The sequence below is a fragment of the Synechococcus sp. A18-25c genome (assembly GCF_014280035.1).
GTDB lineage: Bacteria > Cyanobacteriota > Cyanobacteriia > PCC-6307 > Cyanobiaceae > Synechococcus_C.
This window is the reverse complement of the sequence record NZ_CP047957.1, coordinates 1,045,392-1,071,945: the sequence shown is the minus strand read 5'-3', so window position 1 is coordinate 1,071,945 and position 26,554 is coordinate 1,045,392. Positions and strand designations below refer to the sequence as shown.

25 protein-coding genes are annotated in these 26,554 nt (G+C 60.1%); 12 read left to right on the top strand and 13 right to left on the bottom strand.

Annotation, left to right across the window (positions count from 1 at the left end; genetic code table 11):
* Nucleotides 1-39: 39 nt before the first annotated feature.
* Nucleotides 40-2,235 carry a catalase/peroxidase HPI gene (gene katG / locus SynA1825c_RS05835; protein ID WP_186470695.1) on the top strand — a complete coding sequence of 732 codons (2,196 nt, stop codon included), beginning with the start codon at nt 40-42 and terminating at the stop codon, nt 2,233-2,235.
* Here katG and SynA1825c_RS05830 read toward each other — a convergent pair.
* Complete coding sequence (locus tag SynA1825c_RS05830; RefSeq protein ID WP_186470694.1) at nt 2,232-2,726, bottom strand: HIT family protein; 495 nt, start codon at nt 2,724-2,726, stop codon at nt 2,232-2,234. The two genes, katG and SynA1825c_RS05830, sit on opposite strands and share 4 nt — an antisense overlap.
* A 108-nt stretch (nt 2,727-2,834) precedes the next feature.
* On the opposite strand from SynA1825c_RS05830, the gene gap reads away from it, so the two are divergent.
* Nucleotides 2,835-3,842, top strand: coding sequence for a type I glyceraldehyde-3-phosphate dehydrogenase (gene gap / locus SynA1825c_RS05825; RefSeq protein ID WP_186470693.1), 1,008 nt, complete (start codon nt 2,835-2,837; stop codon nt 3,840-3,842).
* Between the two features lie 196 nt (nt 3,843-4,038).
* Here gap and SynA1825c_RS05820 read toward each other — a convergent pair whose 3' ends face one another.
* The 3 genes from SynA1825c_RS05820 to SynA1825c_RS05810 all read right to left on the bottom strand — a co-directional run bounded on the left by SynA1825c_RS05820 (nt 4,039) and on the right by SynA1825c_RS05810 (nt 7,847).
* Complete coding sequence (locus SynA1825c_RS05820) at nt 4,039-4,995, bottom strand: tetratricopeptide repeat protein (protein ID WP_186470692.1); 957 nt, start codon at nt 4,993-4,995, stop codon at nt 4,039-4,041.
* A gap of 174 nt (nt 4,996-5,169) precedes the next feature.
* The gene (gene psbA, locus SynA1825c_RS05815; RefSeq protein WP_186470691.1) at nt 5,170-6,246 is read right to left on the bottom strand and encodes a photosystem II q(b) protein; all 1,077 of its coding nucleotides are present in this window, start codon (nt 6,244-6,246) and stop codon (nt 5,170-5,172) included.
* A gap of 236 nt (nt 6,247-6,482) precedes the next feature.
* Nucleotides 6,483-7,847, bottom strand: a complete 1,365-nt coding sequence (locus SynA1825c_RS05810) for a YcjF family protein (RefSeq protein ID WP_186470690.1) — start codon at nt 7,845-7,847, stop codon at nt 6,483-6,485.
* A 173-nt stretch (nt 7,848-8,020) separates the two neighbouring features.
* Here SynA1825c_RS05810 and SynA1825c_RS05805 point away from each other — a divergent pair, with 173 nt between their 5' ends.
* From SynA1825c_RS05805 to SynA1825c_RS05795, 3 genes are all read left to right on the top strand, one after another.
* On the top strand, nt 8,021-8,554 hold the full coding sequence (locus SynA1825c_RS05805; RefSeq protein ID WP_186470689.1) for a hypothetical protein: 534 nt from the start codon (nt 8,021-8,023) through the stop codon (nt 8,552-8,554).
* Between the two features lie 3 nt (nt 8,555-8,557).
* Nucleotides 8,558-9,571, top strand: a complete 1,014-nt coding sequence (trpS, locus tag SynA1825c_RS05800; RefSeq protein WP_186470688.1) for a tryptophan--tRNA ligase — start codon at nt 8,558-8,560, stop codon at nt 9,569-9,571.
* A gap of 248 nt (nt 9,572-9,819) precedes the next feature.
* Entirely contained in the window at nt 9,820-10,506 is a 687-nt protein-coding gene (locus SynA1825c_RS05795; protein WP_370593784.1) for an endolysin, read from the top strand.
* Nucleotides 10,507-10,512: 6 nt separating this feature from the next.
* Here SynA1825c_RS05795 and SynA1825c_RS05790 read toward each other — a convergent pair whose 3' ends face one another.
* Nucleotides 10,513-10,851, bottom strand: a complete 339-nt coding sequence (locus SynA1825c_RS05790; RefSeq protein ID WP_255478485.1) for a DUF2752 domain-containing protein — start codon at nt 10,849-10,851, stop codon at nt 10,513-10,515.
* A gap of 56 nt (nt 10,852-10,907) precedes the next feature.
* Nucleotides 10,908-11,225 (bottom strand): DUF2605 domain-containing protein, encoded by a 318-nt coding sequence (locus SynA1825c_RS05785; RefSeq protein WP_186470686.1) that lies wholly within the window; start codon nt 11,223-11,225, stop codon nt 10,908-10,910.
* A 28-nt stretch (nt 11,226-11,253) separates the two neighbouring features.
* On the opposite strand from SynA1825c_RS05785, the gene thrS reads away from it, so the two are divergent.
* The 7 genes from thrS (at nt 11,254) to SynA1825c_RS05750 (ending at nt 20,897) form a co-directional block, all read left to right on the top strand.
* Nucleotides 11,254-13,089 (top strand): threonine--tRNA ligase, encoded by a 1,836-nt coding sequence (thrS, locus tag SynA1825c_RS05780; protein WP_186470685.1) that lies wholly within the window; start codon nt 11,254-11,256, stop codon nt 13,087-13,089.
* Nucleotides 13,086-13,514 (top strand): DUF1824 family protein, encoded by a 429-nt coding sequence (locus SynA1825c_RS05775; protein WP_186470684.1) that lies wholly within the window; start codon nt 13,086-13,088, stop codon nt 13,512-13,514. Before thrS ends, SynA1825c_RS05775 begins: the two co-directional genes overlap by 4 nt.
* Nucleotides 13,515-13,598: 84 nt before the next feature.
* Entirely contained in the window at nt 13,599-14,675 is a 1,077-nt protein-coding gene (locus SynA1825c_RS05770) for a glucokinase (protein ID WP_186470683.1), read from the top strand.
* Nucleotides 14,676-14,690: 15 nt separating this feature from the next.
* Entirely contained in the window at nt 14,691-15,638 is a 948-nt protein-coding gene (gene thrB / locus SynA1825c_RS05765; RefSeq protein WP_186470682.1) for a homoserine kinase, read from the top strand.
* 72 nt (nt 15,639-15,710) lie between these two features.
* Nucleotides 15,711-17,282 carry an NAD(P)H-quinone oxidoreductase subunit 4 gene (locus SynA1825c_RS05760; RefSeq protein ID WP_186470681.1) on the top strand — a complete coding sequence of 524 codons (1,572 nt, stop codon included), beginning with the start codon at nt 15,711-15,713 and terminating at the stop codon, nt 17,280-17,282.
* Between the two features lie 5 nt (nt 17,283-17,287).
* Entirely contained in the window at nt 17,288-19,405 is a 2,118-nt protein-coding gene (locus SynA1825c_RS05755; RefSeq protein ID WP_186470680.1) for a M3 family metallopeptidase, read from the top strand.
* A gap of 19 nt (nt 19,406-19,424) precedes the next feature.
* On the top strand, nt 19,425-20,897 hold the full coding sequence (locus SynA1825c_RS05750; protein ID WP_186470679.1) for an ArgR family transcriptional regulator: 1,473 nt from the start codon (nt 19,425-19,427) through the stop codon (nt 20,895-20,897).
* Here the strand turns inward: SynA1825c_RS05750 and SynA1825c_RS05745 are convergent.
* The 7 genes from SynA1825c_RS05745 to SynA1825c_RS05715 all read right to left on the bottom strand — a co-directional run bounded on the left by SynA1825c_RS05745 (nt 20,869) and on the right by SynA1825c_RS05715 (nt 26,553).
* Nucleotides 20,869-22,008, bottom strand: a complete 1,140-nt coding sequence (locus SynA1825c_RS05745) for an alpha/beta hydrolase (protein WP_186470678.1) — start codon at nt 22,006-22,008, stop codon at nt 20,869-20,871. The two genes, SynA1825c_RS05750 and SynA1825c_RS05745, sit on opposite strands and share 29 nt — an antisense overlap.
* Nucleotides 22,005-22,556 (bottom strand): hypothetical protein, encoded by a 552-nt coding sequence (locus SynA1825c_RS05740; RefSeq protein WP_186470677.1) that lies wholly within the window; start codon nt 22,554-22,556, stop codon nt 22,005-22,007. Before SynA1825c_RS05740 ends, SynA1825c_RS05745 begins: the two co-directional genes overlap by 4 nt.
* A 5-nt stretch (nt 22,557-22,561) precedes the next feature.
* Nucleotides 22,562-23,245 carry a DUF6629 family protein gene (locus SynA1825c_RS05735; protein WP_186471052.1) on the bottom strand — a complete coding sequence of 228 codons (684 nt, stop codon included), beginning with the start codon at nt 23,243-23,245 and terminating at the stop codon, nt 22,562-22,564.
* Between the two features lie 69 nt (nt 23,246-23,314).
* Nucleotides 23,315-23,929, bottom strand: a complete 615-nt coding sequence (locus tag SynA1825c_RS05730) for a triacylglycerol lipase (RefSeq protein WP_186470676.1) — start codon at nt 23,927-23,929, stop codon at nt 23,315-23,317.
* A 1-nt stretch (nt 23,930) separates the two neighbouring features.
* The gene (gene folB, locus SynA1825c_RS05725; protein WP_186470675.1) at nt 23,931-24,308 is read right to left on the bottom strand and encodes a dihydroneopterin aldolase; all 378 of its coding nucleotides are present in this window, start codon (nt 24,306-24,308) and stop codon (nt 23,931-23,933) included.
* Nucleotides 24,305-25,618: a glutamate-5-semialdehyde dehydrogenase gene (locus SynA1825c_RS05720; RefSeq protein ID WP_186470674.1), complete on the bottom strand. Its 1,314-nt coding sequence runs from the start codon at nt 25,616-25,618 to the stop codon at nt 24,305-24,307. The genes folB and SynA1825c_RS05720 overlap by 4 nt, the downstream gene beginning before the upstream one ends.
* A gap of 20 nt (nt 25,619-25,638) precedes the next feature.
* Nucleotides 25,639-26,553 carry an ROK family protein gene (locus SynA1825c_RS05715; protein ID WP_186470673.1) on the bottom strand — a complete coding sequence of 305 codons (915 nt, stop codon included), beginning with the start codon at nt 26,551-26,553 and terminating at the stop codon, nt 25,639-25,641.
* Between the last annotated feature and the right edge of the window lies 1 nt (nt 26,554).

The window sequence follows — 26,554 nt, the reverse complement described above, 5'->3', positions numbered from 1 at the left end:
CTGAATACGGTTCTGAAGAGCGTTGATTTAAAACGTCTGATGGCTGACATGAAATGCCCCTTCAGTGGTCATACCGGTGCCGTAACGCCCGCCGGAGGAACCAGAAACGATCACTGGTGGCCCAATCAAATCAACCTGGGCATCCTTCATCAGCATCATCCCGCCTCCAATCCACTTGGAGATGACTTCGACTATCCACAAGCCTTCGCAAGCCTTGATTATCAGGGTCTCAAGGCCGATCTTCGGGCCCTGATGACGGATTCCCAAGACTGGTGGCCCGCTGACTGGGGCCATTACGGGGCTCTGTTCATCCGTATGGCCTGGCACAGCGCTGGCACCTACCGAAGCGGCGATGGCCGCGGAGGGGCCGGTCATGGCAACCAGCGTTTTGCGCCTTTGAACAGTTGGCCTGATAACACCAATCTCGACAAAGCACGACGTCTGCTCTGGCCGATCAAACGCAAATATGGCAACGCCATTTCCTGGGCAGATCTGATCATCCTCACGGGCAATGTGGCGCTCGAGTCGATGGGCTTCCGCACCTTCGGATTTGCCGGAGGGCGTGTCGACATCTGGCAACCCGAGGAAGATGTTTTTTGGGGAAAGGAAACCGGTTGGCTCGATCACGATCGAACTGACGCACAGGGAAACCTGGATCAGCCATTAGCAGCCGTAGAGATGGGCCTGATCTATGTCAATCCTGAAGGTCCAGGCGGAGAGCCCGACCCCGTCGCATCTGGTCGAGACGTCAGGGAAACCTTTGCGCGGATGGGCATGAGCGTGGAAGAGACCGTGGCACTGGTGGCCGGAGGTCATACCTTCGGCAAATGCCACGGTGCAGCAGCACCGTCCCACCTCGAAGCTGAACCGGAAGGAGCACCACTGCATGAGCAGGGCCTTGGCTGGCGAAACACTTTCCACTCCGGAAAAGCCGAGCACACCATCACCACAGGCATTGAAGGGGCCTGGAAACCGAATCCCACCCGCTGGGACCAGGGCTATTTCGAAATGATGTTCACCTATGACTGGGAACTGATCAAAAGTCCTGGTGGCGCTTGGCAGTGGGTCGCCAAAGACGTGAAGCCTGAGCACATGATTCCTGACGCCCACGTGCCCGGGAAGTCATCGGCTCCAATCATGACGACCGCCGACCTGTCGCTCAAGCACGACACGGCCATGGAGCCGGTGGCCCGTCGGTTTCATCAAGACCAGGAAGCCTTTGCTGATGCCTTTGCCCGGGCCTGGTTCAAGCTCACGCACCGAGACCTTGGCCCCCGCGCTCTTTACCTGGGCCCTGAAATTCCTGGGGAGGTCCAGATCTGGCAAGACCCGGTTCCAAGCGTCGATCACACGCTGATCGACGCTGCTGATATCACCAACCTGAAGCAACAGCTCCTGGCCACAGGGGTTGGAGTGCCTGCGTTGGTGACCACGGCATGGGCTTCGGCCTCAACCTTCCGTGGCTCCGATCGCCGGGGAGGCGCGAATGGCGGGCGGCTGCGGCTGCTCCCGCAGCGAAGCTGGGAGGTGAATGATCCTGAACAACTTCAGGCGGTTCTCCAGGCCATTGAAGCCGTGCAGCAACAATTCAATGCGGCTGCCAGCGATGGCAAACAGGTTTCGATGGCCGACCTGATTGTGCTGGCGGGCTGCGCCGCGGTGGAGAAAGCGGCAGCCGATGGGGGCCAGAGCATCACAGTTCCATTCCGGCCCGGACGCACTGATGCCAGCACGGAGCAGACGGACACCGCATCGTTCAACACGCTGAAACCTTTGGCTGATGGCTTCCGCAACTGGCAGCGCAACGGTCTACCGATACGGCCGGAAGAGCTGCTGCTGGACAAAGCGCAGCTGCTCACGCTCAGTGCCCCTGAAATGACGGTGCTGCTGGCGGGTCTGCGCGTGCTTGGAGCCAACAGCGGCAGCAATCGCCAGGGCGTGTTCACCGACCGCATCGGCGTCCTCAGCAACGACTTCTGCGTGAATCTGCTGGACGCGACCATCCACTGGACACCCACCAGTGAGATCCAAGACAGCTACGTCGGCCGGAGCGGAGCCAACGGCCCCGAACGCTGGACCGCCAGTCGTGCCGATCTGGTGTTCGGCTCCAACAGCCAGCTCCGAGCCATCGTTGAGGTGTATGCCCAAAGGGATGGAGCCCAACGCTTCATCACCGATTTCGTGCAGGCCTGGACCAAAGTGATGGAGTTGGATCGCTTCGATCTGAACGGCTAGCGATCCCGGCCGAACGACTCGTCGAAAAGGTCTGGTGCCATGGCTCTGGCTCGCACCAACCAGTCCCGGACCTTGGCGTCGGAGGCAGGTATGGTTCGTCCTTCCTCGACATTGCGGTAGTGATCGGCAACTCCCCAGGCGGTGGTGCGTGCATCACCGCTTTCACGGGGGATGAGATGCAGATGAAGATGGCGAGCCCCCTCACCAAAGGCAATCGCATAAACGCGGTCACAACCCGACACCCGCTGCACCAGCCTTGAGGCTTGCTGCACCACCAGCCCCCACTCCCTCGCTTCTTCAGGAGCGAACTCCATGGGGCCGCCGCAGTGCCTGCGCGCATCCAGCAGACACCAACCCGCAAGCGGTGCGGGGCCGGGATGATGCCGCAGCAACCAGAGATCACTGCGCCAGATCTCATGGGATTCGAGATGGTCTACATCGCGATGGAGAGCGCAGATCGCACAGGCCTCGTCACCAGAAGCGGCATCCATCAGCGCAAAATCACAGATTTTTATCCACTCTGTCTGCGTCCCCAGAAAGGGTGCGGTTGTCTTCTCAGATGTTCTCTATAAATCAAGAAAGAAGAAGGGTTCGCCTTCATGTCCATCCGCATCGGCATCAACGGCTTCGGGCGCATTGGACGCCTGGCCTTCCGACAGGCCATGGCCTGCCCAGATGTAGAGGTGGTGGCGATCAATGATCTGATCGACATTGATTACCTCGCTTATCTGCTGCGTTACGACTCAACGCACCGTCGCTTTCCAGGTGAAATCGACGTCGTCGATGGTCAGCTTGTGGTGAATGGCTCGATCATTCGGGTGACTGCGGAGCGCGAACCCAGCCAGCTGCGCTGGGGAGATGTGGGTGCGGACTACGTGCTCGAGAGCACAGGCTTTTTCCTGACCGACACCACATCTCGGCAACACCTGGAAGCCGGTGCCAAGCGCGTGGTGATGAGTGCTCCCTCCAAAGACGAGACACCCATGTTTGTGATGGGGGTGAACCACAATGCTTACGCCGGTGAAGACATCGTCTCCAACGCCAGCTGCACCACCAATTGTCTGGCGCCCCTGGCCAAGGTGATGAACGACAATTTTGGCATTGTCAGTGGTCTGATGACCACCGTGCATGCCACCACTGCCACACAAAAGCCAATCGACAGCCCCTCGCTGAAGGATTGGCGCGGGGGACGCGGTGCTGGCCAAAGCATCATCCCCAGTTCCACCGGTGCAGCCCGAGCCGTGGGACGTGTGATTCCTGAATTGAACGGAAAGCTGACGGGCATGGCCTTCCGCGTTCCGACACCGGATGTGTCGGTGGTGGATCTCACGGTGAATCTGGCCCAACCAGCCAGCTACGAGGAGGTGAAGCACGCCATGAAGGGGGCCTCCCAAAACGGACTCTCAGGGATTCTCGGGTACACCGAAGATCCGATTGTGTCGAACGACCTGCTGGGTGAAAGTTGCACGTCCGTGTTTGATGCCCAAGCAGGCATGGCCCTCAATGAGAAGTTCATGAAGCTTGTCGCCTGGTACGACAACGAGTGGGCTTACAGCTGCAAATGCATCGACCTGATGCGGCACATGGACGCCACTGCAGCCACCTAATCAACCATCAGCGCACCGAGAGTTCACGCATCCAATTGCAACGCGCTCATTTAAAAGGAGTGAGCCAATTCTGGCGAAGAGATTCGATCACTTCGCCGGAATGACTGCATTAGGCGTGTGAAAGCCGCACCAATGGCTCGAAGAGTCAAAAACTTGCTTTTCAATGGAGTCGGTTCACAACCAGTGAAAGAACGAATTATTGGCAAAATTGGGCATTGAGCGAAGATGCGCGTTGGTCGCCGAGGGAAGCCGCTCTGCCAAGGTCGACACAAGCCTCTGCTTCGTTGCCGAGTCCACTTTTGGCGATAGCGCGGTTGACGTAGAAGTTGGCAAAGTTGGGTGAGATCTGAATCGCCTGATCAAAATCTCGGATTGCTTCCTGATAGCGGCCAAGATCGGAAAAGGAATTGCCGCGATTACCGTAGGCGATGGCTAGGTTAGGCTGAAGTTCAATGGCTAATGTATAATCGTTGATCGCAGATTGAGGCTTTCCCAAAGCTCTGCCAATGGCGCCACGATTCACATAGGCATTTGTAAGATTTGGATTAATCTTCAAAGCCTCGTTGCAGTCTAAAAGGGCACCTTTGAGTTGTCCTAGATTCAGTTTTGCAGCGCATTTGTTGACGTGTGCCTTAGCAAGACTCGCATCCAAGGCCAATGCTTCGTCGCAATCACTTAGTGCGGATTGATATTGCCCTAATGATACTTTAGCGCTGCATCGGTTCAGGTAGGAAGGGGCGAAGCCAGGGGCTTTCTCAATGGCGCGATCGCAATCCTTTGCGGCCGCAGAGAAATCACCCAGGTTCAACTGAATCGAGCAGCGGTTGTAGAACGCAATGGCCAGTGCAGGATCAATCTGGATGGCTTTGTTGCAATCACTCCATGCTTTTTCGTAGTAGGAAGCGTCAGCTGTGGCTTCGGCGAGCCGGGTGAGAGCTCCACAGCGATTCATCAGCGCAAGCGCATGATTTGGATTCTCTTGAATGATGCGATCAAAGGTCAGAATCGCAGCTTCGTAGTCGCCTGCCAAAAATTCCTGAAAGCCTCGCTCCACTTCTTTATCGCTTTGAGCATGGGCTGGCAGATGTGCAACGAAAGCTGTTGCGACAACAGCCAGAGGGAGAAAAGATTTCAGGATCTGAGGCGGGTGCAAGATTTGGACTAATACTTTTTTGACTCTATTCATCAAGCTGATTTGTGCAACGGGGATGACTCAACGTTTGATCGCAGAATCCCCATCACTTTCCCCCAGCAGCCAACAAAAAGCCCCCTCGTGAGAGGGGGCTTTCCGATTCAACCGAAGCTGAATCTTTTACAGACTTCAGCCTCAGCCGATGGCGGGAGCTTGCAGAGCCACAGGAGTGGACTCAGCAGCAGCCAGGTCGAGGGGGAAGTTGTGAGCGTTGCGCTCGTGCATCACTTCCATGCCGAGGTTGGCGCGGTTCAACACATCAGCCCAGGTGGGAAGCACCCGTCCTTGCGCATCAAGGATGGACTGGTTGAAGTTGAAACCGTTCAGGTTGAAAGCCATGGTGCTGATGCCCATGGAGGTGAACCAGATGCCGACAACGGGCCAGGCAGCCAGGAAGAAGTGCAGGCTGCGGCTGTTGTTGAAGGAGGCGTATTGGAAGATCAGGCGACCGAAGTAACCGTGGGCAGCCACGATGTTGTAGGTCTCTTCTTCTTGGCCGAACTTGTAGCCGTAGTTCTGGGACTCGCTCTCGGTGGTTTCACGCACCAAGGAGGAGGTCACCAGGGAGCCGTGCATGGCGGAGAACAGGGATCCACCGAACACACCTGCAACACCCAGCATGTGGAAGGGGTGCATCAGGATGTTGTGCTCAGCCTGGAACACCAACATGAAGTTGAAGGTGCCAGAGATGCCCAGGGGCATGCCGTCAGAGAAAGAACCCTGACCGAAGGGGTACACCAGGAACACAGCCATGGCAGCTGACAGAGGTGCGCTGTAAGCAACGCAGATCCAGGGGCGCATGCCGAGGCGGTAGGAAAGTTCCCACTGACGGCCCATGTAGGCCGAAATACCGATCAGGAAGTGGAAGACAACCAGCTGGTAAGGACCGCCGTTGTACAGCCACTCGTCGAGAGAGGCAGCTTCCCAGATGGGATAGAAGTGAAGGCCGATGGCGTTCGAAGAGGGCACAACAGCACCGGAGATGATGTTGTTGCCATAGATCAGGGAGCCAGCGACGGGCTCACGGATGCCATCGATATCCACCGCGGGAGCGGCGATGAAGGCGATGATGAAACAGATGGTCGCTGCGAGCAGGCAGGGAATCATCAGCACACCGAACCAACCCACATAAATGCGGTTGTTGGTGTCGGTAACCCACTGACAGAAGTTTTCCCAGCCGCTGCGGCGACCGCTGCGAATTGCAGTAGCCATAAAGCAAAAGAGAACGGATAAAAATCAGAACTCCCACGGAGAGAGCCATGATTCGGATTCAGGTTATGGAGCGATTGATTTTTCTCTGACGAATCACATCATTCGAGTCATCTCGAATCATTGATTCATGTCAACTTCATAAACACTTCATGAACAAACATGAAGTAATCGATCGAGTGGTTGTCTCCGCTCTTGTTCAAGCGACAGCTCTGGGAATTCATGGGCTTGGATCGCGTTCAGGTGGTCGACCAGCTTTGACCGTCCTTCAACCACTGCCGAGCCTGCTGAGCGAAACTGGATAGGTCGAGACGCTCCTGCTCCGCAGCACGAGCCACCAGCAGGGGAGCCTGACGCTTGAGCTCCTCAAGGTCAGGTTCCTCAACACCGGCATTCAATGCCATCCAATCCGCCATGGAGGCGCCCACCACGCGGGTGAGATAGGCCGCGCTCAGCGCCTGCATCGCTCCAGCCGCAAGCCAGCTGCCGCCATCGAGCTTGGCCAGCCCGAGTAGTGCCTGACCGGTCCACTCCACCACTCCCTGGGCCAACGCGACAACAGCCAGCTGACGGGCGACCGCTTGAAGCACCTCTGCGCTCCAAGGGCAGGCCCAGATCTTCGCCATCTCCTTCACCAGCAGACCATTGCCGACAACAACGGCCAGCAGATCCACACTGGGGACCGGTGAGGCCGCCACGACGCCGGCCACCACCCACTGACTGCGCTGCAACAGTGCTCGGAACTGCGTTCGACGCAGGGCTTCGAGCTCCGACTGCCATTGACGATGAAGATTGCCCAGCAGACGCTGCCGGGTGAGCTGTCGCACCCGCTCCGACTGGATGAGCTGCTGGCGCACCGGTTGCAGCACCCCACGCAACTGGCTGGGATCACCCGACCAAGCGAGCAGGTGCGCATGCCAGCGTTCGGGCAACTGGCAGCGCAAGGCATCCAGTTGATCGGCCGATTCCATGCAGCCGGGCGATTCCAGCAAGAGCCACACCGGACGGTCCAAGGACAGCTGTTCCAGCCAGAGCAGATCCGCAGCACGGAGCGGAAGCGGCAGCACGTGCAGCAACACATCCAGCTCTTCCAAATCCTCTGGCCAGCACCACGCTGTTGCGGTGACGGGAAGGGGCCTGGCGATGCAGAGATCCAGAGCTTGGACACCAGCCATCGCGCCTTGCAGCTGATCGGTGGCTGGAAGGGTGGTTCCTTGGGTCGCCACCACACCAAGGCTAAGGGGCGCATCGAACTGCTCAATGCGTCGCAGCTCGGTCTCACGCGGCGCGCGTAATGACGTCAGACCCAGGGCCGATTCCAATTCGGCGAACTGATGCAACACCTCTTCGCAGCGATTGACCCATCCCTGCAACGAGACGGGTTTGCGAAAGCTGGGGCGCTTTGGCGGCTTCGCCAACCACCAGATGCCGACACCTGCCGCCAACAAACTCAGGCCACCGCCTGGGAGATGCAAGACGTCGGCCAGCAGCCATTGCCCACCGACGAGGACTCCAGCGGAAAGAGCCAGAGGACCCAACAGCCGAGGAGTCACCAACGCGTCCTTCAACGACAGGGAAGGGATCGTGGGTAACGGAAGCTGCACTGGGTTTCCACTGACGAAGCTTTCTTAGCTCACCTTCAGCACGGCGCACCAGAGAACCGAACGATTTCTCTCTTGACGGCCTGAAAACCGATCCAGAGCGTGAAACGGATCAACAAGCCCCTGAAACCGTGAGGTGATGCGTCACACTTGCGCCTGACACCAGGCCTCAGGCCATGACTGATTCCTACAGCGATTCCCGCCAGCAGCGCGGACAGGGTGATGGCGGCCGCGAGGGCGGACGTGGCGGCCGCGGAGGACGGGGCCAAGGAAACCGCGAAGGCGGTGGGTTCAGAATCAGGCTGAGCGACAACGAAATGCGCTCTGTTCGCGCCCTGCAGGAAGCCTTCAATCTGCGCTCGACCGTGGCCGTGCTGGGATTTGCTGTCAGAACCCTCGGCCAGATGCTCGAGGACGGCACGCTCGATGAGCTGGTGGCTCAGCAACGCGCCCAGGGAAACCGAGGTGGCGGCCGGCGTGATGACGAACGGGGCGGACGACGGGGAGAGAGCGGACGAGGAGCTCGACCTGATCCCTTCGCTCGCCCTGCCAAGCCCCAGCCAGCAGCAGCCGAGCCGGATCCCGATCCCAGCAGCGAGGCCGAGGCCAACGCTGAGATCGAACCCAGCGCAACCGATGTGCCGGCAACAGACACGGAAGAGACGGCTGTTGAAGCGGATCCCGCCAAGGACGCAGCAACCGAGGCCTGATTGATGGGGCGGCCGCGCGTTCTCTCGGGTGTTCAGCCGACCGGTGCCCTGCATCTGGGCAACTGGCTGGGGGCGATTCGCAATTGGGTGGATCTCCAAAACGACCACGACACCTTCTTCTGTGTTGTGGATCTGCACGCGGTCACGGTTCCCCATGATCCGCAACGCCTGGCTCACGACACCCTGACCACCGCAGCTTTGTATTTGGCCTGCGGACTGGATCCAGAGAAATCCACCGTGTTCGTACAGAGCCAGGTGGCCGCCCACAGCGAACTTTGCTGGCTTCTGAACTGCATCACTCCCTTGAACTGGCTGGAGCGGATGATCCAGTTCAAGGAAAAGGCCCTGAAACAGGGAGACAACGTCTCTGTGGGCCTCCTGGACTACCCGGTGTTGATGGCCGCAGACATCCTTTTGTATGACGCCGACCTCGTCCCGGTGGGCGAAGACCAAAAGCAGCATCTCGAGCTGGCGCGCGATATCGCCCAGCAACGGATCAATGCGCGGTTTGGCTCGGAGGAGACCCCGGTCCTGAAAGTGCCCAAACCGATGATCCTCAAGGAAGGGGCCCGGGTGATGAGCCTCACCGACGGTCGCAGCAAGATGAGCAAGAGCGACCCCAACGAGGGCAGTCGCATCACCTTGCTTGACCCCCCAGAGCTGATCACTAAAAAGATCAAGAAAGCCAAGACGGACCCCGAACGCGGCCTGGAATTCGGGAACCCCGATCGGCCGGAAACCGACAACCTGCTCGGTCTGTATGCCCTCCTCAGCGGCAAAGGTCGTGAAGCCGCAGCCCAGGAATGCGCCGACATGGGCTGGGGGCAGTTCAAACCTCTCCTGGCAGAAGCCACCGTGGCAGCTCTCGAACCGATTCAGCAGCGCTACAAGGCCTTCATGGACGACCGATCGCAGCTGGAGGCGGTTCTGCGCAACGGACGTGAACGGGCCAGCGCGGTTGCAGAAGCCAATGTTCAGCGCGTACGGCAGTCCATGGGCTTCCTAAGCCCCAGCTGATCAGTTGTGAAGGAATTAAAAAGTTTCCCTAATCCTTAAAGACGGCTGAGAGCTCGACTCGTATCAACGACCACAAACCCAGGGGTTGCGCGGCATCAGGCCTGTCTTACGAGTCTTAAAGCGAGATTTGCATGAGTTTTTCTACCCATGCATATTCGCCGCACCCCGTCAAGGGGAGTCGGGACACTCTCGCCAGAGGGTTGGGCTGTTGACGAAGGTGGCGACTCCTTTGGTTCGGAGCGTCCCGTTTGCTTCATCGCGTCACTAAACAGATTCGTCCTCTGACACAGCAAGCTCCTCAACTGCTGGGCATTGGCGCCCTCAGCCTGGGCTTGGTGCTGTCCATGGGCCAGAGCCTGCAGGCAGAGCGCTCGAGCGAACGGGAGCAGCATCAACGCACAGTGGCCGAGGCGTTGAGCCCCCACCGATCCACATCCACGTCTGAAGCGCCCTCCAATAGGGCTTATGCGATCACTCCCGAACGTCGCGCGTTGCTCAACACCATTCGCTACGCCGAAGGCACCTGGAAAGAAGGAAGGGATCTGGGCTACCGCATCCTTTACGGAGGCGGACAATTTCAAGACCTCTCACGCCATCCGGATCGCGTGGTGGTGAAGCGGTACGCCTCCGCAGCGGCCGGCGCCTATCAATTCCTTCCTGGCACTTGGCAAGACGTTTCACGCAGCCTGGGCCTTCCCAGCTTCGCTCCTGAGCACCAAGACCAGGCAGCGCTGCATCTGGCGAAGAAGCGCGGAGCACTCCAGGAGGTGGATCGATATGGCCTCACAAAGACAGCCATGAACAGCCTGGCCCCCGAGTGGGCTTCCTTCCCAACGCATGCTGGCCTCAGTGCCTATGGCCAACCGGTGAAGACCCATGCCGAATTACTGGCCTTCTACAACGACAACCTGAGCCAACTGCGCCAGGGTGCCTGAGGATGATCAGATGGGCTGGGGACACCCCAACGTCAGCCAGCCCCAAAGACGCATCAACCAGTAGATCAGCAATGCGGCAACCACGAGCCCCAGCAGCCGTGCGCGCCTGGGTGTGAGCTCGGGCAACGAATGCCCTCTCACGCCCTGCCGCCAGCCGATCCAGGCCAAACCGGCCAGGCTTGGTGGACCGAACACATGCAGCTCGAGGGCTTCGCCAAGATCGCCGTGCAGCGAGGCCATCACCGAACGGGTCAAAAAGCAGGTAGGACAAGGTATCCCTGTCCATGCTCGCCATGGGCAGCCTGGCAGTGGAAGCGACCAACCCCTGGACCGAAGCCACAACATCGCTAAGAGGGCAAGGCTGACCAGCCCCGTTGACCGCGTCGACCGGCCTGAACCTGTCATCGCGATGCCTGCGCGACGCGCGCGGACAGGCTCCAGACCTCCATCACCAATTGGTGCCAGGGGGTCATTGCTTCCATCGACACTGCCATCGCCTCGGGGCTGGCTTGCACCAGGGCGCGCGTGGCCTCGATCGCTCTGAGCCCCTCCTCAACCCTGACCGCCATGCGCTCACGTTCCAGCGGCCCCATCACCGAATCCGGACAGTCCTCTAGAAGCTCCTGCCCCCGGTGAAACCAGTGGTCAAAATCCTTCAGCAGAGAGTCGAGAAGCGACTCCAGCAGTTCGTCGGCGTCGGGATCCCGACCAGGCTTCATTGCATCTGCCAGGCAGCACCCCCATAGGATGGCGAATCACGAGCAGCAGACGGTGAGCAGCGCGGCAGCAACAACTACAGCCCCCTCAACGACGGTGGTGCTGCCTAAAACGAGTGAGAGTGACCAGCTGCTGAAGATCCGACACTCCATGAGCCACGTGATGGCCATGGCCGTGCAGCAGCTCTTCCCGCGAGCCCGCGTGACCATCGGCCCTTGGACCGAGAGCGGTTTCTACTACGACTTCGACAACCCCGAACCCTTCACGGAAGCCGACCTGAAAGCGATCAAGAAGGGGATGATCAAGATCATCAACAAGAAGTTGCCCCTGGAGCGGATCGAAGTAAGCCGCAGCGAGGCCGAGGCAAAAATCAAAGCCCAGAACGAGCCCTACAAACTCGAAATCCTCGAAGGTCTGCAGGAGCCCATCACCCTCTACACCCTCGGCGAACAGTGGTGGGATCTCTGTGCCGGCCCCCACGTGGAGCACACGGGTCAGCTCAACGCCAAGGCCTTTGAGCTGGAAAGCGTGGCTGGTGCCTACTGGCGCGGCGATGAAACCAAGGCCCAGTTGCAGCGCATTTACGGCACTGCTTGGGAAACCCCCGAACAACTGGCCGAGCACAAACGCCGCAAGGACGAGGCTCTGCGCCGGGATCACCGCCGCATCGGCAAAGACCTCGACTTGTTTTCCATCGAGGACGAAGCAGGGGCAGGTCTGGTGTTCTGGCACCCCCGCGGCGCCCGCATGCGCCTGTTGATCGAGGAGTTCTGGCGCCAAGCCCACTTCGAGGGCGGATACGAGCTGCTCTATACCCCCCACGTGGCCGACATCAGCCTCTGGAAAACCTCAGGCCACCTCGACTTCTACGCCGAGAGCATGTTCGGCCCGATGGAGGTGGACGAACGGGAGTACCAGCTCAAGCCAATGAACTGCCCGTTCCACGTGCTCACCTACGCCAGCAAACTGCGCAGCTACCGGGAACTGCCGATCCGCTGGGCGGAGCTTGGAACGGTCTATCGCTATGAACGCCCCGGCGTGATGCACGGCCTGATGCGGGTGCGGGGCTTCACCCAGGACGATGCCCACGTGTTCTGTCTGCCGGAGCAGATCAGCGACGAGATCCTGAAGATCCTCGATCTCACCGAGCGCATCCTCTCTGCCTTCGATTTCAGCAATTACGAGATCAACCTCTCCACCCGCCCCGAGAAGTCGATCGGCGATGACGCCGTCTGGGACCTGGCCACCAAGGGATTGATCGAAGCCCTGGACCGCAAGGGTTGGGCCTACAAAATCGATGAGGGCGGCGGTGCGTTCTACGGCCCGAAAATCGACCTCAAGATCGAAGACGCCATCGGCCGGATGTGGCAGTGCTCCACGATCCAGTTGGATTTCAACCTGCCGGAACGGTTCGAACTCGACTACATCGCGGCCGATGGAAGCAAGCAGCGGCCGATCATGATCCACCGCGCCATCTTCGGTTCGCTGGAGCGGTTCTTCGGGATCATGACCGAGAACTACGCAGGCGATTACCCCTTCTGGCTGGCCCCCGAGCAGGTGCGTCTGCTGCCTGTCACCGACGAGGTGCAGTCGTACGCCGAACAGGTGTTGGACCAACTCACCAAAGCTGGCGTTCGCGCCACGATCGATCGCAGCGGAGACCGGCTCGGCAAGTTGATCCGCACCGGCGAACAGATGAAGATCCCCGTGTTGGCGGTCATCGGTGCCAAGGAAGCGGAGCAGAACGCCGTGAGCCTGCGCAGCCGTCGCGATGGAGATCTCGGTGTCACACCCGTCAGCGAGCTCCTGGCTGCAGCAACGACTGCCAACACCAAACGCGCTGCTGGCTTGCAGCTCTCCGCATGAGCCGTTCACCGGTGCAATGCCTCAAAGATCTTGAGCGGCTGCGATCGGCCCCCGACCTCAGTGCTGAGGTTGTGTCCAAGCTTCGTGGGGAACTGGGTGAGGTCCTCGCTGGCACCAGTTGGTGCACCGTCGGCGTGATGGCCCAATCAGCAGAACAGGCGCTTCAGACGCTTCGATCTCTCGAAACAGCGTTGGCATGGTCTGCCTTAGAAGTTGTAGAGGGAACGGATCAGAACGGTCCGGTGTTTCTCAAAGCCAACCAACAGATGGGCACGGTCAGGGTGCGCATCGAGCATGGACTGGGCGAGGGAATTCTGATCACCGGTCATCACAACGATGAGGGCCAGATCAGCAGCACCTGGGGGCCGCTGCCACTGAATTTCTTCGAAGCCTCGACGCAAGCCAAGCCGATATCCACTCTCTGATCAGCGCAGGCAAGCTGCACGACAATGCTTGCCGATTGTGCGGGCCAGGATCAGCCTTGATGGGTGAGGCCTGACCCCCCAACCATGGCAGCCAAGACCTATCTGGCCGGAGATCTTGGAGGCACGAAAACCTTCCTAGCTCTCTACCGAGACGTGGAGGGGCAGCTCGAGCAAGCCCACAGTCATCGCTACGTCTCAGCGGAATGGCGTGATCTGGAGTCGATGCTCTCTCACTTCCTCAAGGAGGCTCCAGAGGATCTCTCCAAGCCCGACACCAGCTGCATTGCAGTGGCAGGGCCCGTGCGTCACGGCTCGGCACAGCTCACCAACCTGTCTTGGACGATGAGTCAGGAGTCGCTGCAGGCCGCCACCGGCCTGCAGCGACTTGAACTAGTGAACGATTTTGCCGTTCTCATCCATGGATTACCGCACTTCAATGAACAACAGCAGGTAGTGCTGCAGGTTGGTCATGGGCGGATGAATCCAGCTCCTGCGGGCGACGACAACGGTGCCGTTGCGATCCTTGGTGCTGGCACAGGCCTCGGGATGGCCCGGGGCCTACCTGCACCGGGTGGCTGGCTTGCACTGCCCAGCGAAGGCGGCCACCGGGAGTTCGCCCCGAGAACCAGCGATGAATGGGCTCTGGCGCAATGGCTGCGCAAAGACCTGAATCTTGAGCGCCTCTCGATTGAGCGGATCGTGAGTGGCACCGGCCTCGGCCATGTCATGCACTGGCTACTGCAGCAAGATCAGGCGGCTGGTCATCCTTTGACAGATCACGCCCACGCCTGGCGCCACATCCCCGCCGATCAAGCCGGTTACGAAGATCTGCCGGCGCACACCGGCAAGGCGGCTGCGGCGGGTGATCCCATCGCCTCGGCAGCGCTGCGCATCTGGTTGGGTGCCTATGGATCAGCGGCCGGTGATCTGGCACTGCATGAGCTCAGCGTCGGTGGGCTTTGGATTGGGGGTGGAACCGCTGAAAAAAACCTGGACGGGCTGCAATCCGAACAGTTCCTGGAACCGCTGAGAGCCAAAGGTCGCTTTCGCCCCTTGATCGAGTCCATGACCATCCGCGCGGTGATTGATCCAGAGGCCGGACTGTTTAGTGCCGCCTGCCGGGCGCGTGATCTTGCGGAGTCGGGTGGGACACTGGCCTGAGAAGAACCGAAGGGGATGTCGCAGCCGCGTATAGGTCAAACCGTGGTTGTGGATGTTCCAGCCACTACAGCCAACATTGGACCAGGCTTCGATTGCCTTGGTGCAGCACTGGATCTCAACAACCGGTTCACGATGCGTCGCATCGAAGGCAACGGTGAACGATTCGAACTGATTATCGAAGGCCAGGAGGGCTCCCATCTCCGCGGTGGCGCAGAAAACCTGGTGTACCGAGCAGCGCAACGGGTATGGAAAGCGGCAGGTGAAGAACCCGTGGCGCTCGAAGCTCGCGTCAGGCTTGCCGTACCTCCCGCACGCGGTCTCGGCAGCAGCGCCACAGCCATCGTGGCCGGACTGGTTGGTGCCAATGCTCTGGTCGGCGAACCCCTGAGTCGGGAAAAGCTGCTGGAACTGGCCATCGACATCGAAGGACATCCCGACAACGTGGTGCCGTCGCTGCTGGGCGGTCTTTGCATGACGGCCAAAGCCGCTTCACAGCGCTGGCGGGTGGTTCGCTGCGAGTGGATGAACAGCGTGAAGGCCGTCGTGGCGATTCCGGCGATCCGCCTCAGCACCAGTGAAGCCCGGCGTGCCATGCCCAAATCCATTCCTGTGAGCGATGCCGTGGTGAATCTCGGTGCGCTCACACTGCTGCTTCAGGGCCTGCGCACTGGCAATGGAGACCTGATCTCCGATGGCATGCACGACAGACTTCACGAGCCATACCGCTGGCGCTTGATCAAGGGTGGCCAGGCAGTGCGCGAAGCCGCGATGGCCGCAGGCGCATGGGGCTGCGCCATCAGCGGCGCTGGACCCAGCATTCTGGCGTTGTGCTCCGAAGAGAAAGGGGTTGCCATCAGCCAGGCCATGGTGCGGGCATGGGAGTCCGTTGGCGTCGCCAGTCGCGCTCCCCTGCTCAGCCTGCAAACGGCAGGCAGCCACTGGCAGCCAAAGGACAATGGCTGAGCCGAAACCTGAGTAGAAGTACCCAATCGAGTCCCTGGAACTGATAAGTTCGATCACATTTACGGGAGTGTTATGGACGCCAACTTGCCGCTGACGGCTGCGTCCGACTCCGGGTTTCCCTGGCTTTCTCTGATCGTGCTGCTACCGGTCGCAGCGGCTTTGGTCATGCCGCTGTTGCCCGGTGACGATGAGAAGCCCTCGCCGATCCCACGCAACCTCGCCTTTGGCGTTTTGCTCGCAGATCTTGGCCTGATGCTGGGGGTGTTCAGCCAGCACTTTGATCCACTCAGCAGCGAACTTCAGCTGGTGGAACGGGTCAGCTGGCTGCCTGCTATCGGTCTGGAGTGGTCGTTGGGAGCCGATGGGCTGTCCGCCCCTCTCGTTGTTCTCAGTGGACTGGTGACACTGCTCTCCGTGGCCGCCAGCTGGAACATCGAGCGCAAATCAAGGCTGTATTTCGGCCTACTGCTGGTGCAAGCATCAGCCCAGGGTCTGGTGTTCCTCTCTCAGGATTTTCTGCTCTTCTTCCTGGCCTGGGAACTTGAGCTGGTGCCGGTGTATCTGCTCATTGCTATTTGGGGAGGCAAAAACCGCCAGTACGCAGCGACCAAATTCATTCTCTACACCGCCCTGGCTTCTCTACTGATCTTGATCAGTGGCCTGGCATTGGCCCTCTCAGGCGACAGTTTCACCCTGAACCTGACGGAACTGGCCCAGCGGTCACCAGGCGGAACGTTCGGTTTGCTGTGTTACCTGGGCTTCCTCGTGGGCTTTGGCGTGAAGCTGCCGATGTTCCCGCTTCACACCTGGCTGCCCGATGCCCATGGTGAAGCCAATGCGCCCGTGTCGATGTTGCTCGCGGGTGTGCTGTTGAAGATGGGCGGCTACGCGCTGCTCCGCTTCAACGTGCAGATGCTGCCCGAAGCACACATGGTCTTGGCACCGGCTCTGATCATCCTGGGCATCGTGAACATCGTCTACGGCGCCCTGAATGCCTTCGCTCAAGACAACGTCAAGCGCCGAATCGCTTGTAGCTCTGTCAGCCACATGGGCTTCGTGCTTCTGGGGATCGGAGCCGTGGATGCGCTCGGTCTTAGCGGCGCCATGCTCCAAATGGTCAGTCACGGTCTGATCGCAGCCGCGATGTTCTTCACCACAGGCGTGTTCTACGAACGCACCAAAACCCTGTCGATCCCCAACATGGGCGGCTTAGCCAAAGCCCTCCCGATCACTTTTGCCTTCTTCCTTGCGAGCTCTCTGGCCTCGCTGGCACTGCCCGGCATGAGTGGCTTCATCAGCGAGATCACCGTGTTCCTTGGTGTCACTAGTCAGGAAAGCTTCACCACCTTCTTCAGGGTGACCACCATCGTTCTCGCGGCGATTGGCCTCGTGCTCACACCGATCTATCTGCTCTCAATGAGCCGTCGCGTGTTTTTCGGTCCCAGGATTCCGGCGCTTGCCTTCGTGAAGGACATGCGCCCCCGTGAATTGGTCATCGGTCTGACCCTTCTCGTCCCCACCCTGGTGATTGGCATCTGGCCCCGGGTGGCCATGGACCTTTATGAAGCCTCAACCGATGCCCTCGCATCGGATCTGGCCAGCCACACGGTTGTGGCTGTGCGTGCCCTTCTTCCCCTCGGCTGAACACCATGAGCACCTCGGAACTGCTGCGGGGCGAAGGCCTACCCCGCTTCGACGCCATCGATGCGGACCAGGTCGACCGAGAGATCCCAACGCTCCTGTCCACACTCAGTGAGGAACTGGAGTCGCTGGAGTCAACCCTCGAACAGCGCCTGAACGACCCGGCGCCGCTGACCTGGGACGCCTTGATGTCGCCTCTGCACACCTTGGGCGAGCGGCTGAACTGGAGCTGGGGTGTCGTCAGTCATCTCACCTCCGTGCGCAACACCCCGGAATTGCGCGAAGCCCATGCGCGCCAGCAACCGGAAGTGGTTCGTTTCAGCAACCGCGTAGGTCAAAGCCAGATCATTCACAAAGCCCTCAGTCGCCTGCTCTCGGATCCCGCCCAACCGCTGGATGCCACACAGAAGCGCATCCTGGATGCGGAACTGCTCTCCATGCAGCATCGAGGCGTTGGTCTTGAGGGTGAGGAGCAAGCAGCCTTCAACCGCACCAGCGAGCGGCTCGCCGCTCTCTCCACCAACTTCAGCAATCACGTGCTGGATGCAACGCAGAAGTGGAACCTGGTGATTCACGAGCGCGATCAGCTGCGTGGCGTCCCCGAGCGCGCCCTCGACATCCTGGCGGCAGCCGCGGCTGAAGCCGGCGACACCGCGGCCGATGGATCCGCCTCCTCCGCGGCGCATGGCCCCTGGCGTCTGGGTCTGGACATGCCCCGATACTTGCCGGTAATCACCCACGCGCAGGACCGTGAACTGCGCGAAACGCTCTACAAAGCCCATGTGAGTCGAGCCAGCACCGGCGATCTCGACAACGCTCCCCTCATCGAGGAGATCCTGCAACTGCGACGCGAGCAGGCTGTGCGTCTTGGTTACAGCAACTGGGCTGAACTGAGCTTGGCCTCGAAGATGGCTGACGACGTTCCAGCCGTGGAAACACTGCTGGAGGAGCTGCGCAGCTCAGCGATGCCAGTCGCTCAGAAAGAACTCACCGAGTTGCGAGCCTGTGCTGCCAACCGAGGCGCTGCCGAAGCGGACGACCTCGCTCCTTGGGATGTCAGCCACTGGGCCGAACAGCTGCGGCGGGAGCGCTTCGACCTCGATCAGGAGGCCCTCCGGCCCTGGTTTCCGCTTCCCCGCGTGCTCGACGGTCTGTTTGGACTGTGCGAACGCCTGTTCGGGATTCGCATCGAGGCCGCCGATGGTGAAGCCCCCGTCTGGCATGAAGACGTGCGCTTTTTCCGGGTGTTGGATCGGGACAATGCGCCCCTCGCCGCGTTTTACCTCGACCCCTTCAGCCGTCCCGCCAGCAAACGTGGCGGGGCCTGGATGAATGAATGCCTCAGTCGCAGCCGTGACCGCAACGGCGCGCCCGTCCTTCCGGTCGCTTACCTGATTTGCAATCAGACGCCCCCAGCTGGCGACACCCCCAGCCTGATGAGCTTCGAAGAAGTGGAAACCCTCTTCCATGAATTCGGTCATGGGCTCCAACACATGCTCACCACCGTCGACCATCCCCAGGCCGCAGGCATCAACAACGTCGAATGGGATGCGGTGGAGCTTCCCAGCCAGTTCATGGAGAACTGGTGCCTTGACCGCAGCACCCTCATGGGCATGGCGCGCCACTGGCAGACCGATGAACCACTCCCCGAAGCGGATTACCGCAAACTCTGCAGTAGCCGCACTTTCATGCAAGGGAATGGCACCCTGCGGCAAGTGCACTTCGCCCTGACTGACCTGCGACTTCACAGTCAGTGGAGTCCCGATCTTGGCTTGAGCCCAGATGGCTTCCGTCGTCAGATCGCCGACTCCACCACAGTGCTGGCTCCGGTTGCTGAGGATCATTTCCTCTGCGCCTTTGGCCACATCTTTGCCGGGGGATATGCCGCTGGCTATTACTCCTACAAGTGGGCGGAAGTGCTCAGCGCCGATGCTTTCGCCGCCTTCGAAGAGGTGGGTCTTGAACAAGACGATGCAATCGCCGCCACAGGCGAACGGTTCCGCAACACGATCCTCAGCCTGGGCGGCAGTCTCAAACCCGCCGAGGTGTACCGCCAATTCCGCGGACGCGACGCCACCAGTGAAGCCCTCATTCGTCACACCGGCCTGGCTCAAGCCACGGCCTGATCAGTCCGAGGCCTGAGCCATGGCAGATGACCCGCTCAGGCTCAGCCCCGAATGGGGCCATCGCGTCGAGGACGGAACAGATCTTGCACCTCTACTGGCCTTCGACCAGGCGCTCGAGCTAAGCAGCTTGCGCCGCGGCATCAATCGTGATGCCTTCCTCAAGGACCTTCTCAGCGATCTCCACCATCAACAGTTGATCCCCTTGCTGCTAATGCTTCCGCGTCGTTGGAAGCTGCGGCAGGCCAACTTGCCAGACCATTTGCGCACGATCGGCGGGCTGCTGGAAACAGGCCTGATCAGTCCCTTGCTTCTCGCCACGCTGGCGGATGACCTGCAACATCTGCTGCCCACATCACCAAAGCGCCAACAACGTCGCGCCATCGATCGATGGAGTGAGCGACAGGTGGCACTCAACGACCACCGCACCGTGCCGCTGCCCGAAAGCCTGGACGAGCTCGAAACAATCGTGGCAACGGATCTCGCGGGACCGGTGGAGACATCAAAACCCAGCGGCACTCTCACCAAGATCAGTGCCCTCGGGAACACGCTCTGCTGGCGCAACGAAGGGCTTTCCTCGCTCCAATCCGAGCGTGCGAGGCAGCGCAACCGGGTGATGGCCCAGGTGCTGAACGCTCTTGGCAGCAACCGATTGCCATCGATGCCCGGCGGATCCACACCCTTTCAGTTTTGCGGAATAAGCAGTGGACGCGCCCTGCTCCAACAACTTCGAGCCCGTGGATGGCAGTGCCGCGGCCGAATCCGAGCCAGCGTGGCCAGCTTCGGGCTCGGTGCCAGCACGCACAACAGTGATCATTGGCAGCAGGTTCCTTTGGCCGTGCCCTATCGGACCGGACTTCTTGATGCGGATGGGGAGGAGATCAGAGCACTTCTCCCCCACTGCTCTCTGGAAATGGAGCTAAAGCCTCCGAGCCCGGAGGCTGACACCGTGCTGTTGCAGTACTACCAGGGGACTGAGGGACTCAATGGCTGGGCCGCGCTGAATGATCAACATCGCCCTTGGCAGAACGATCGGAACAACGGCACCGTGGCCTATCCAACGGGTGAACTGCACGACCAATCACTGGAAGAGGCCCTCGATCTCTGCGAACTCATGGGAGCCGTGCACAACAGCGAAGCTCAGTTGAGTGATCTTCATGGGGGGGGCTACGGAGCACTGGGCTTCTGCATTGACTCCACCGCTTTGGTGGAACTGGCCATCACCGGAACCACCAGCTTGTTTCCTCTCACCCTCGGCGACCTCTGGCGGCAGCGACTGCTGCACCAGCTCCAGCAGCTGCTTGATGCAGGCCTTCAGGCACCAGAGCATTGCGTGGGTCGCTACCGCAACAGCCTCGAGCAGCTGCCCCAAGATCTCTTCCACTCCAACGCCTCACGCTCCGATGCACAGCGCAGGCTGCGGCTCAGCCAGCCCCGCCACAGTCCATTCGCACTCGTGCGAGCCCTCAATGGGGAGACGTCGAGGATGACGTGAGGTCTGATCGCTCCAGTTCCCGGCAGATGGCTTTCACCACTTCACCGCGGTAAGCCACCGAAAAGGGTCCTGAGGCCCCGTTGTGACTCATCCCTTCAATCGGATAGCGATGCAAAGGATTCTTCCGCTGCCAACGATTCCAGTTGGAAAGTAGAAGCAGCGACAGGCGGCCGGGGTACGCGATCCGACCCAGCGCCGCCACGGGATCCCGACTACCCACCACCATGGCCACATCCCGGATTGTTTCCAGAGCGCCGTTTCCACTGAACACTCCACAAACGGTGATCACTTGCACGGGCACGCGGCAAAGCTGCTGAAGAATCTCCGCCGTACCGATGGCCATCTCACCACCCCCGCTGTACCCCACGAGAACGATGCGAGCGGCGCTGCTGGGCTGAAATCCCACCGATTCCAGACGGCGCGCGATCTTCAACGCGAGCTCGTAATTCATCACGGGACCGTAACGACGATCCGACGAGATGCCGACCTTGATCACATTGTTGGCCTGAACACAGAAAGCGCAGATGAAGCGGATCAAACCATTGGGATGCTGTTCCTGAAAAGCAAAGAGACGCTGCCAGAACCAACCCCCAAGGGTTGTCGAGCGCAGTCCTGCATTGGTGATGGTGTAGGCCTCAATGCCTTTCACCAGAAGCGTGTCGGCGGGGATGGCGTCATCCAGACATCCCAGAAATTCGCTCACGCGCGGAGGATGACTTTCTTCACTCTGATGAATGCCATCGAGATACACCAGGTAATGACGATGGCCACCTTGCGCCCCATCCTCTGCGGCAAACAAGCGACTGGGATCGGGAAGACCATGCATCCAGCCTTCCCAAAACACGAAATCCACCATCACCGAATACACACCAACAAGGGCGGTCACGATCACCACAACCGAACCGAACCAGGTCAGCAGTTCAAGCAGTGATTCCGGTGCCAGCAGGGAGGACGCATCCCGACGTACGGCCGTCAACCCGAGCAAGCCGAGCATCGCCACACACACCAACGCCACCACCAGCCAGCGACGACCATGACGGAGGCGCCTTCGCTGGTGCTGCACTGCAGACGATTGAACCGTCGCGGACGACGTGGAGGACGAAGCAGTCATGGCTGGGTCAGGTCTGCCACTTCGCGGGCGAGCATGTCGTAGCTGGTGCGCCAGCGCTGAGCAAACAACAGCCCGACCAACAGCAAGGCGACCACAAAGCCAGGAGTGGCCACCACCAAACCGGTCAGAAGTGGAATGCCGTAAACGACCTGCAGCAACACCAGCACATTGAGGTGTATCCAGGCCAGCAGGCTGACCGCAATCAGATCACTCACGTAAGGAGCCGCCGCCAGGACATAAAACAGCCCAGGCCAGAGGGCCGCCCCCATGCGGTTGGCAAAGGTGATCGGCTGAAGGGGGACGCCCTCCAGCAGCATCAGCATCAGGCTGTGGCAAAGAATTCCCAACAGAAACGCCAGGCTCAGCACCAGTCCGTCCACCGCCATATGCAGCAAGATCTGAGTTGGCGTGAGCCGATTGGCAAGCAACGAGAAGAGATGCGACGCCGACATCGACAGGCCCACGCCAATCAACAGACCGACGCCGGTATCCATGGCCAGCAGGAGCTGACCCATGGATTCCAGCGATGCCACCAGCTGCTCAGCCATCGGCTTCAGGCCTGACGGAGATGGGGACGATTCACAATCCAGATCACCATGATCGACAGCACGGCGCAGTAAAAACACCACACGGAATTGAAGGCGATGCTGTAGGTAAGCCAGGTGAGAAAAATCGACACAAAGATAAGGACGCCGAACAACTTGACCGCGCGGTCACTCAATGCAACCAGTGGCAGCACAATGAACCCCCAGTACGCGAGTTGCCCGACGGGTTCGGTGTTCACAAAGTTGTGCCAAGCGGTATCCACTTGATAGTGAATGCGACCGGATTCGATGGCGGGTTGCACAAGATCGGCCTGAAACAGCACGGGGATGTAAAACCCGATCCCTAGCACCGTGGCCACAATCGCCACCCATTTGAGCCGCCGTTGCAGTCCTTTGGAGTCGGTACTTCGACTGATCGACCAGGCACTCCATGGAATCCAGATCATCCAGAAGCAATAGGCGAAGAACAAAAAGCCCTTCGCAGCAATGGTTCCAAGAGGCTCCAATCCACCGTTATCAATGGCCGTCCACTCCAATCCTTCGACAAACTGCTGCACACCAAAGAAAAAGGGCACCAAGGCCAATGGTTTGTAATCCGGCCGCTCATGGCGACTGGCCAGATGGTTTGAATACAACCCGAGAGGCATCAGCACAGCTGATGCTGTGAAACTTGCCGAGGCCGAAAAACACATACGCGGCTCTGGATGGAACCCCCAGAGTGTGACCATTGGAACACAATCTGTCACCGCCGAAGCAACCAATCAGTCACGCAGAAGTGCTTGCTCTAAACGATCAAGCGCACGCGAATCACTGACCAGCTGTTGGTGCGTCAGCACAGGAATACTGTGCACGGCCCCCACCGGCAGATGAGCTTGCCAGCCCGGCACCACCATGAGGTCCCAGCGACAGAAATAGCTGAGACAGTCGACCTGGCGGAGCGAGGCGACATCGTCATTCAGCCGCCGCAGCAAGGGACTGCCCCGCTTCATGTCAGCCAGCCCGGCAAACAGCCAGGGAGGGATCCATTGCGCTGTGACTGTGCCGCGCTGCGGACTACCGACGCTGATGAAGCGATGGGTGCGATGGGCACCACCCAGCTGCTGAAGCCAAATTCTGGAGATGACACCACCCATTGAAAAGCCCAACAGGTCAATGGTCTGCTCCTCGCCGAATTGACGACGAATGTGCCCATCAAGCTGTTCCGCCAGGTTGCACAAGGGCACCGCGCCAAGGCGATGGGGCAGGTGCGGCACCAACAATGGAATGTGATGGGCTTCGAGCTGCCGCTCCAAACGGCGGAACAGCCGCGGGGTATCCCACAGCCCATGCACAAGAACCAACGGACGCCTAGTGGCTGACGGCACCGAGGAGGTCATCTCAAGACGGTTGACGGCGCCAGCGTTCGAGGCTCACCGTACCGGCGAATCCAGGGATGGGGGGATGGCACTTGCAGAGACGCAACTGGATCGGAATGGAGCCATAAAGCTGTTCGAGCACCTCGAACATGCGTTCACTGAAATGTTCAATCGTCTGGCATCGAATCTCAGAGGCCAGGGTCTGAAGGGCCTGCACTGCCCGGCTGTAATCGGCAGTGGCCTCCAGCGAATCGGCCAACGCCGCCTGGCTCACATCCAGATGCAGAGCCAGATCAACGCGAAACCATTGACCATCGCGACGCTCATGATCGAGCACGCCGACATGGGCCCAGAGACGCAGATCATCGACCCGAATCACATCCAACGGTTGCAGGGTCATGCCGGCAGCTCCCGATGTGTGAACTGTCGATCACCGGAGGCATAGTCGGCGGCGATATGCCCATCACCACGCAGGCGATAGCGATAGGTCACCAGACCCTCGAGTCCCACCGGACCACGGGGAGGCAACGTTTGGGTGCTGATGCCCACCTCTGCGCCGAATCCATAACGGAAACCATCGGCGAAACGAGTCGAACAATTGTGGTAAACACCAGCGCTATCAACGGCCCGCAGGAATCGTTCCGCTGTGGCGCGGTTGCGGGTGGCGATCGCTTCGGTGTGACGAGAGCCATAACGGCGAATGTGCTCCAGCGCCGTCTCGAGATCGTCCACGATTCGCACCGACAGGGTCAGATCGAGATACTCCGTGCTCCAGTCCGCATCGGTCGCCACGTCCTCGATGCCGAGACTGCAGGCCGCAGGGTCGCCGAGCAGGCGCACACCCTTGGCCTGGAAAGCGGGAATGGCCTTGTCCAGAAACGAAGCAGCGATGGCGTTGTGCACCAGCAATGTCTCGATCGCATTGCAAGCAGCGGGGTACTGCGTCTTGCTGTCGATTGCAATCGTCACCGCCTGATCGGGATCCGCCTCGGCATCGACGTAGAGGTGACAGACCCCATCCGCATGGCCCAACACGGGGATGCGGGTGTTGTCCTGAATGAAGCGCACCAACTCATTGCTGCCGCGGGGAATGATCAAATCCACCAACCCATCGAGCCGCAGTAGCGCCAGGCTGTCTTCTCGGGTGGTGAGCAGCGCGAGTGCATCGGGCGACACGGTGGTTGCCTTGAGCCCGTCCTGAAGGGCGATCATCACTGCCTTGTTCGTGGACTCGGCTTCCCGACCACCTTTGAGAATCGCGCCGTTTCCAGATCGGATCGCCAATGAAGCGATCTGGATCACAGCATCAGGGCGTGCCTCGAAGATCACACCCACAACCCCGAGAGCCACACTCACACGCTCGAGCACCAGCCCTTCATCCAGCTCACGATGCAACTGACGCTGGCCAAGGGGGTCCGGCAACTCCGCCAGCTGACGCACACCGGCGATCGCCCCATCCAGCTTGGCGGCATCGAGTTTCAGACGCGCCAGTAAGGCCGGCGCCAAGCCGTTCTGCTCCGCTCTCTGACGATCCTCAAGATTGGCCGCAACGATTGCTTCTGCATGGGATTGGAGGGACTGAGCCATGGCCAGCAAAGCGTCACGGCGCTGCTGATCACTGGTCTGGCCTAGGTCAGTCGCGGCCCGGCGCAATCCAACCGCTAACGACAGAAGCTCCGGGGAGGGTTCTGGAACGGCCTGCACGGGCATGGATCAGCGACGACGCACCATCATCCCGCTTGGGGTGGCGCAGATGAAAGCAAGCGCTGAACCGCCAGGCGAGCCGCACCCAGACGTCCAGCTCCATTGCCCAAGGCACACGCCTTGATCTGAAGCCCCTCACGACTGATGGCTTGAACCCGGGACGTCACCTCACGCTGCACGGCAGGCAGGAAATGAGCACTCGCCCCGGCAAGGCCACCGCCCAGCAGCACTAACTGGGGGGTGAACACGTACACCAAGGAACTGATCCCAGTCCCGAGCAGCTCCCCGTAGCGATCCCAGATCGCCAGGGCCTCTTGATCCCCACCGGATGCAGCCGCGGCCAGTGCGGCGGGGTCGTCGGCGCCAAGACGTTGCAGACCCGTGATGCTGGCGTATTGCTCCAGAGAGCCGCGATTCCCGCTGTTGCACGCGGGTCCTTCTGGGAACAGCGTGATCAAACCAGGCTCGGCCGCAGCACCGTGATGGCCTGTGAACAAGGCGCCGGAGAGCATCACTCCACCTCCGACACCAGTGCCGAGGGTCAGCAGCACCACGTCATCAAAGCCGCTGGCAGCTCCTTTCCAGGCTTCACCCACGAGCGCACAGTTGCCGTCATTGGCGAGGGTGACGCGGCGGTTGAGGCGGGGTTCCAACCAAGCCGCTAAGGGCACCTCCTCCCAGCCGGGCAGGTTGATGCACACACGGGCGATGCGGGCCTCGGCATCCATCGGTCCCGGCAAGCCGATCCCCACCGCCGACGCGCGGCCATCGGGATCGAGAACTCCAATGGCCTCAACGATCGCCATGCAGACTGCCCCCGGAGTGGCCGGTTGCGGGGTCGGGAGTTGATGTTCCGCCAGCAGGTCGCCGCCCAGACTGAACAGTCCGAGCTTGATGGCCGTCCCGCCCAGATCAACCCCAAGCACACAAGGGTCTGACATG

Excerpts from the sequence above, each read along its gene's own strand:
- katG (WP_186470695.1), top strand. The coding sequence starts at position 40 with ATGGCTGACATGAAATGCCCCTTCAGTGGTCATACCGGTGCCGTAACG.
- SynA1825c_RS05830 (WP_186470694.1), bottom strand. The coding sequence starts at position 2,726 with ATGGATGCCGCTTCTGGTGACGAGGCCTGTGCGATCTGCGCTCTCCAT.
- gap (WP_186470693.1), top strand. The coding sequence starts at position 2,835 with ATGTCCATCCGCATCGGCATCAACGGCTTCGGGCGCATTGGACGCCTG.
- psbA (WP_186470691.1), bottom strand. The coding sequence starts at position 6,246 with ATGGCTACTGCAATTCGCAGCGGTCGCCGCAGCGGCTGGGAAAACTTC.
- SynA1825c_RS05805 (WP_186470689.1), top strand. The coding sequence starts at position 8,021 with ATGACTGATTCCTACAGCGATTCCCGCCAGCAGCGCGGACAGGGTGAT.
- trpS (WP_186470688.1), top strand. The coding sequence starts at position 8,558 with ATGGGGCGGCCGCGCGTTCTCTCGGGTGTTCAGCCGACCGGTGCCCTG.
- SynA1825c_RS05790 (WP_255478485.1), bottom strand. The coding sequence starts at position 10,851 with ATGTTGTGGCTTCGGTCCAGGGGTTGGTCGCTTCCACTGCCAGGCTGC.
- SynA1825c_RS05785 (WP_186470686.1), bottom strand. The coding sequence starts at position 11,225 with ATGAAGCCTGGTCGGGATCCCGACGCCGACGAACTGCTGGAGTCGCTT.
- thrS (WP_186470685.1), top strand. The coding sequence starts at position 11,254 with ATGGCGAATCACGAGCAGCAGACGGTGAGCAGCGCGGCAGCAACAACT.
- SynA1825c_RS05775 (WP_186470684.1), top strand. The coding sequence starts at position 13,086 with ATGAGCCGTTCACCGGTGCAATGCCTCAAAGATCTTGAGCGGCTGCGA.
- SynA1825c_RS05770 (WP_186470683.1), top strand. The coding sequence starts at position 13,599 with ATGGCAGCCAAGACCTATCTGGCCGGAGATCTTGGAGGCACGAAAACC.
- thrB (WP_186470682.1), top strand. The coding sequence starts at position 14,691 with ATGTCGCAGCCGCGTATAGGTCAAACCGTGGTTGTGGATGTTCCAGCC.
- SynA1825c_RS05760 (WP_186470681.1), top strand. The coding sequence starts at position 15,711 with ATGGACGCCAACTTGCCGCTGACGGCTGCGTCCGACTCCGGGTTTCCC.
- SynA1825c_RS05755 (WP_186470680.1), top strand. The coding sequence starts at position 17,288 with ATGAGCACCTCGGAACTGCTGCGGGGCGAAGGCCTACCCCGCTTCGAC.
- SynA1825c_RS05750 (WP_186470679.1), top strand. The coding sequence starts at position 19,425 with ATGGCAGATGACCCGCTCAGGCTCAGCCCCGAATGGGGCCATCGCGTC.
- SynA1825c_RS05745 (WP_186470678.1), bottom strand. The coding sequence starts at position 22,008 with ATGACTGCTTCGTCCTCCACGTCGTCCGCGACGGTTCAATCGTCTGCA.
- SynA1825c_RS05740 (WP_186470677.1), bottom strand. The coding sequence starts at position 22,556 with ATGGCTGAGCAGCTGGTGGCATCGCTGGAATCCATGGGTCAGCTCCTG.
- SynA1825c_RS05735 (WP_186471052.1), bottom strand. The coding sequence starts at position 23,245 with ATGTGTTTTTCGGCCTCGGCAAGTTTCACAGCATCAGCTGTGCTGATG.
- SynA1825c_RS05730 (WP_186470676.1), bottom strand. The coding sequence starts at position 23,929 with ATGACCTCCTCGGTGCCGTCAGCCACTAGGCGTCCGTTGGTTCTTGTG.
- folB (WP_186470675.1), bottom strand. The coding sequence starts at position 24,308 with ATGACCCTGCAACCGTTGGATGTGATTCGGGTCGATGATCTGCGTCTC.
- SynA1825c_RS05720 (WP_186470674.1), bottom strand. The coding sequence starts at position 25,618 with ATGCCCGTGCAGGCCGTTCCAGAACCCTCCCCGGAGCTTCTGTCGTTA.
- SynA1825c_RS05715 (WP_186470673.1), bottom strand. The coding sequence starts at position 26,553 with ATGTCAGACCCTTGTGTGCTTGGGGTTGATCTGGGCGGGACGGCCATC.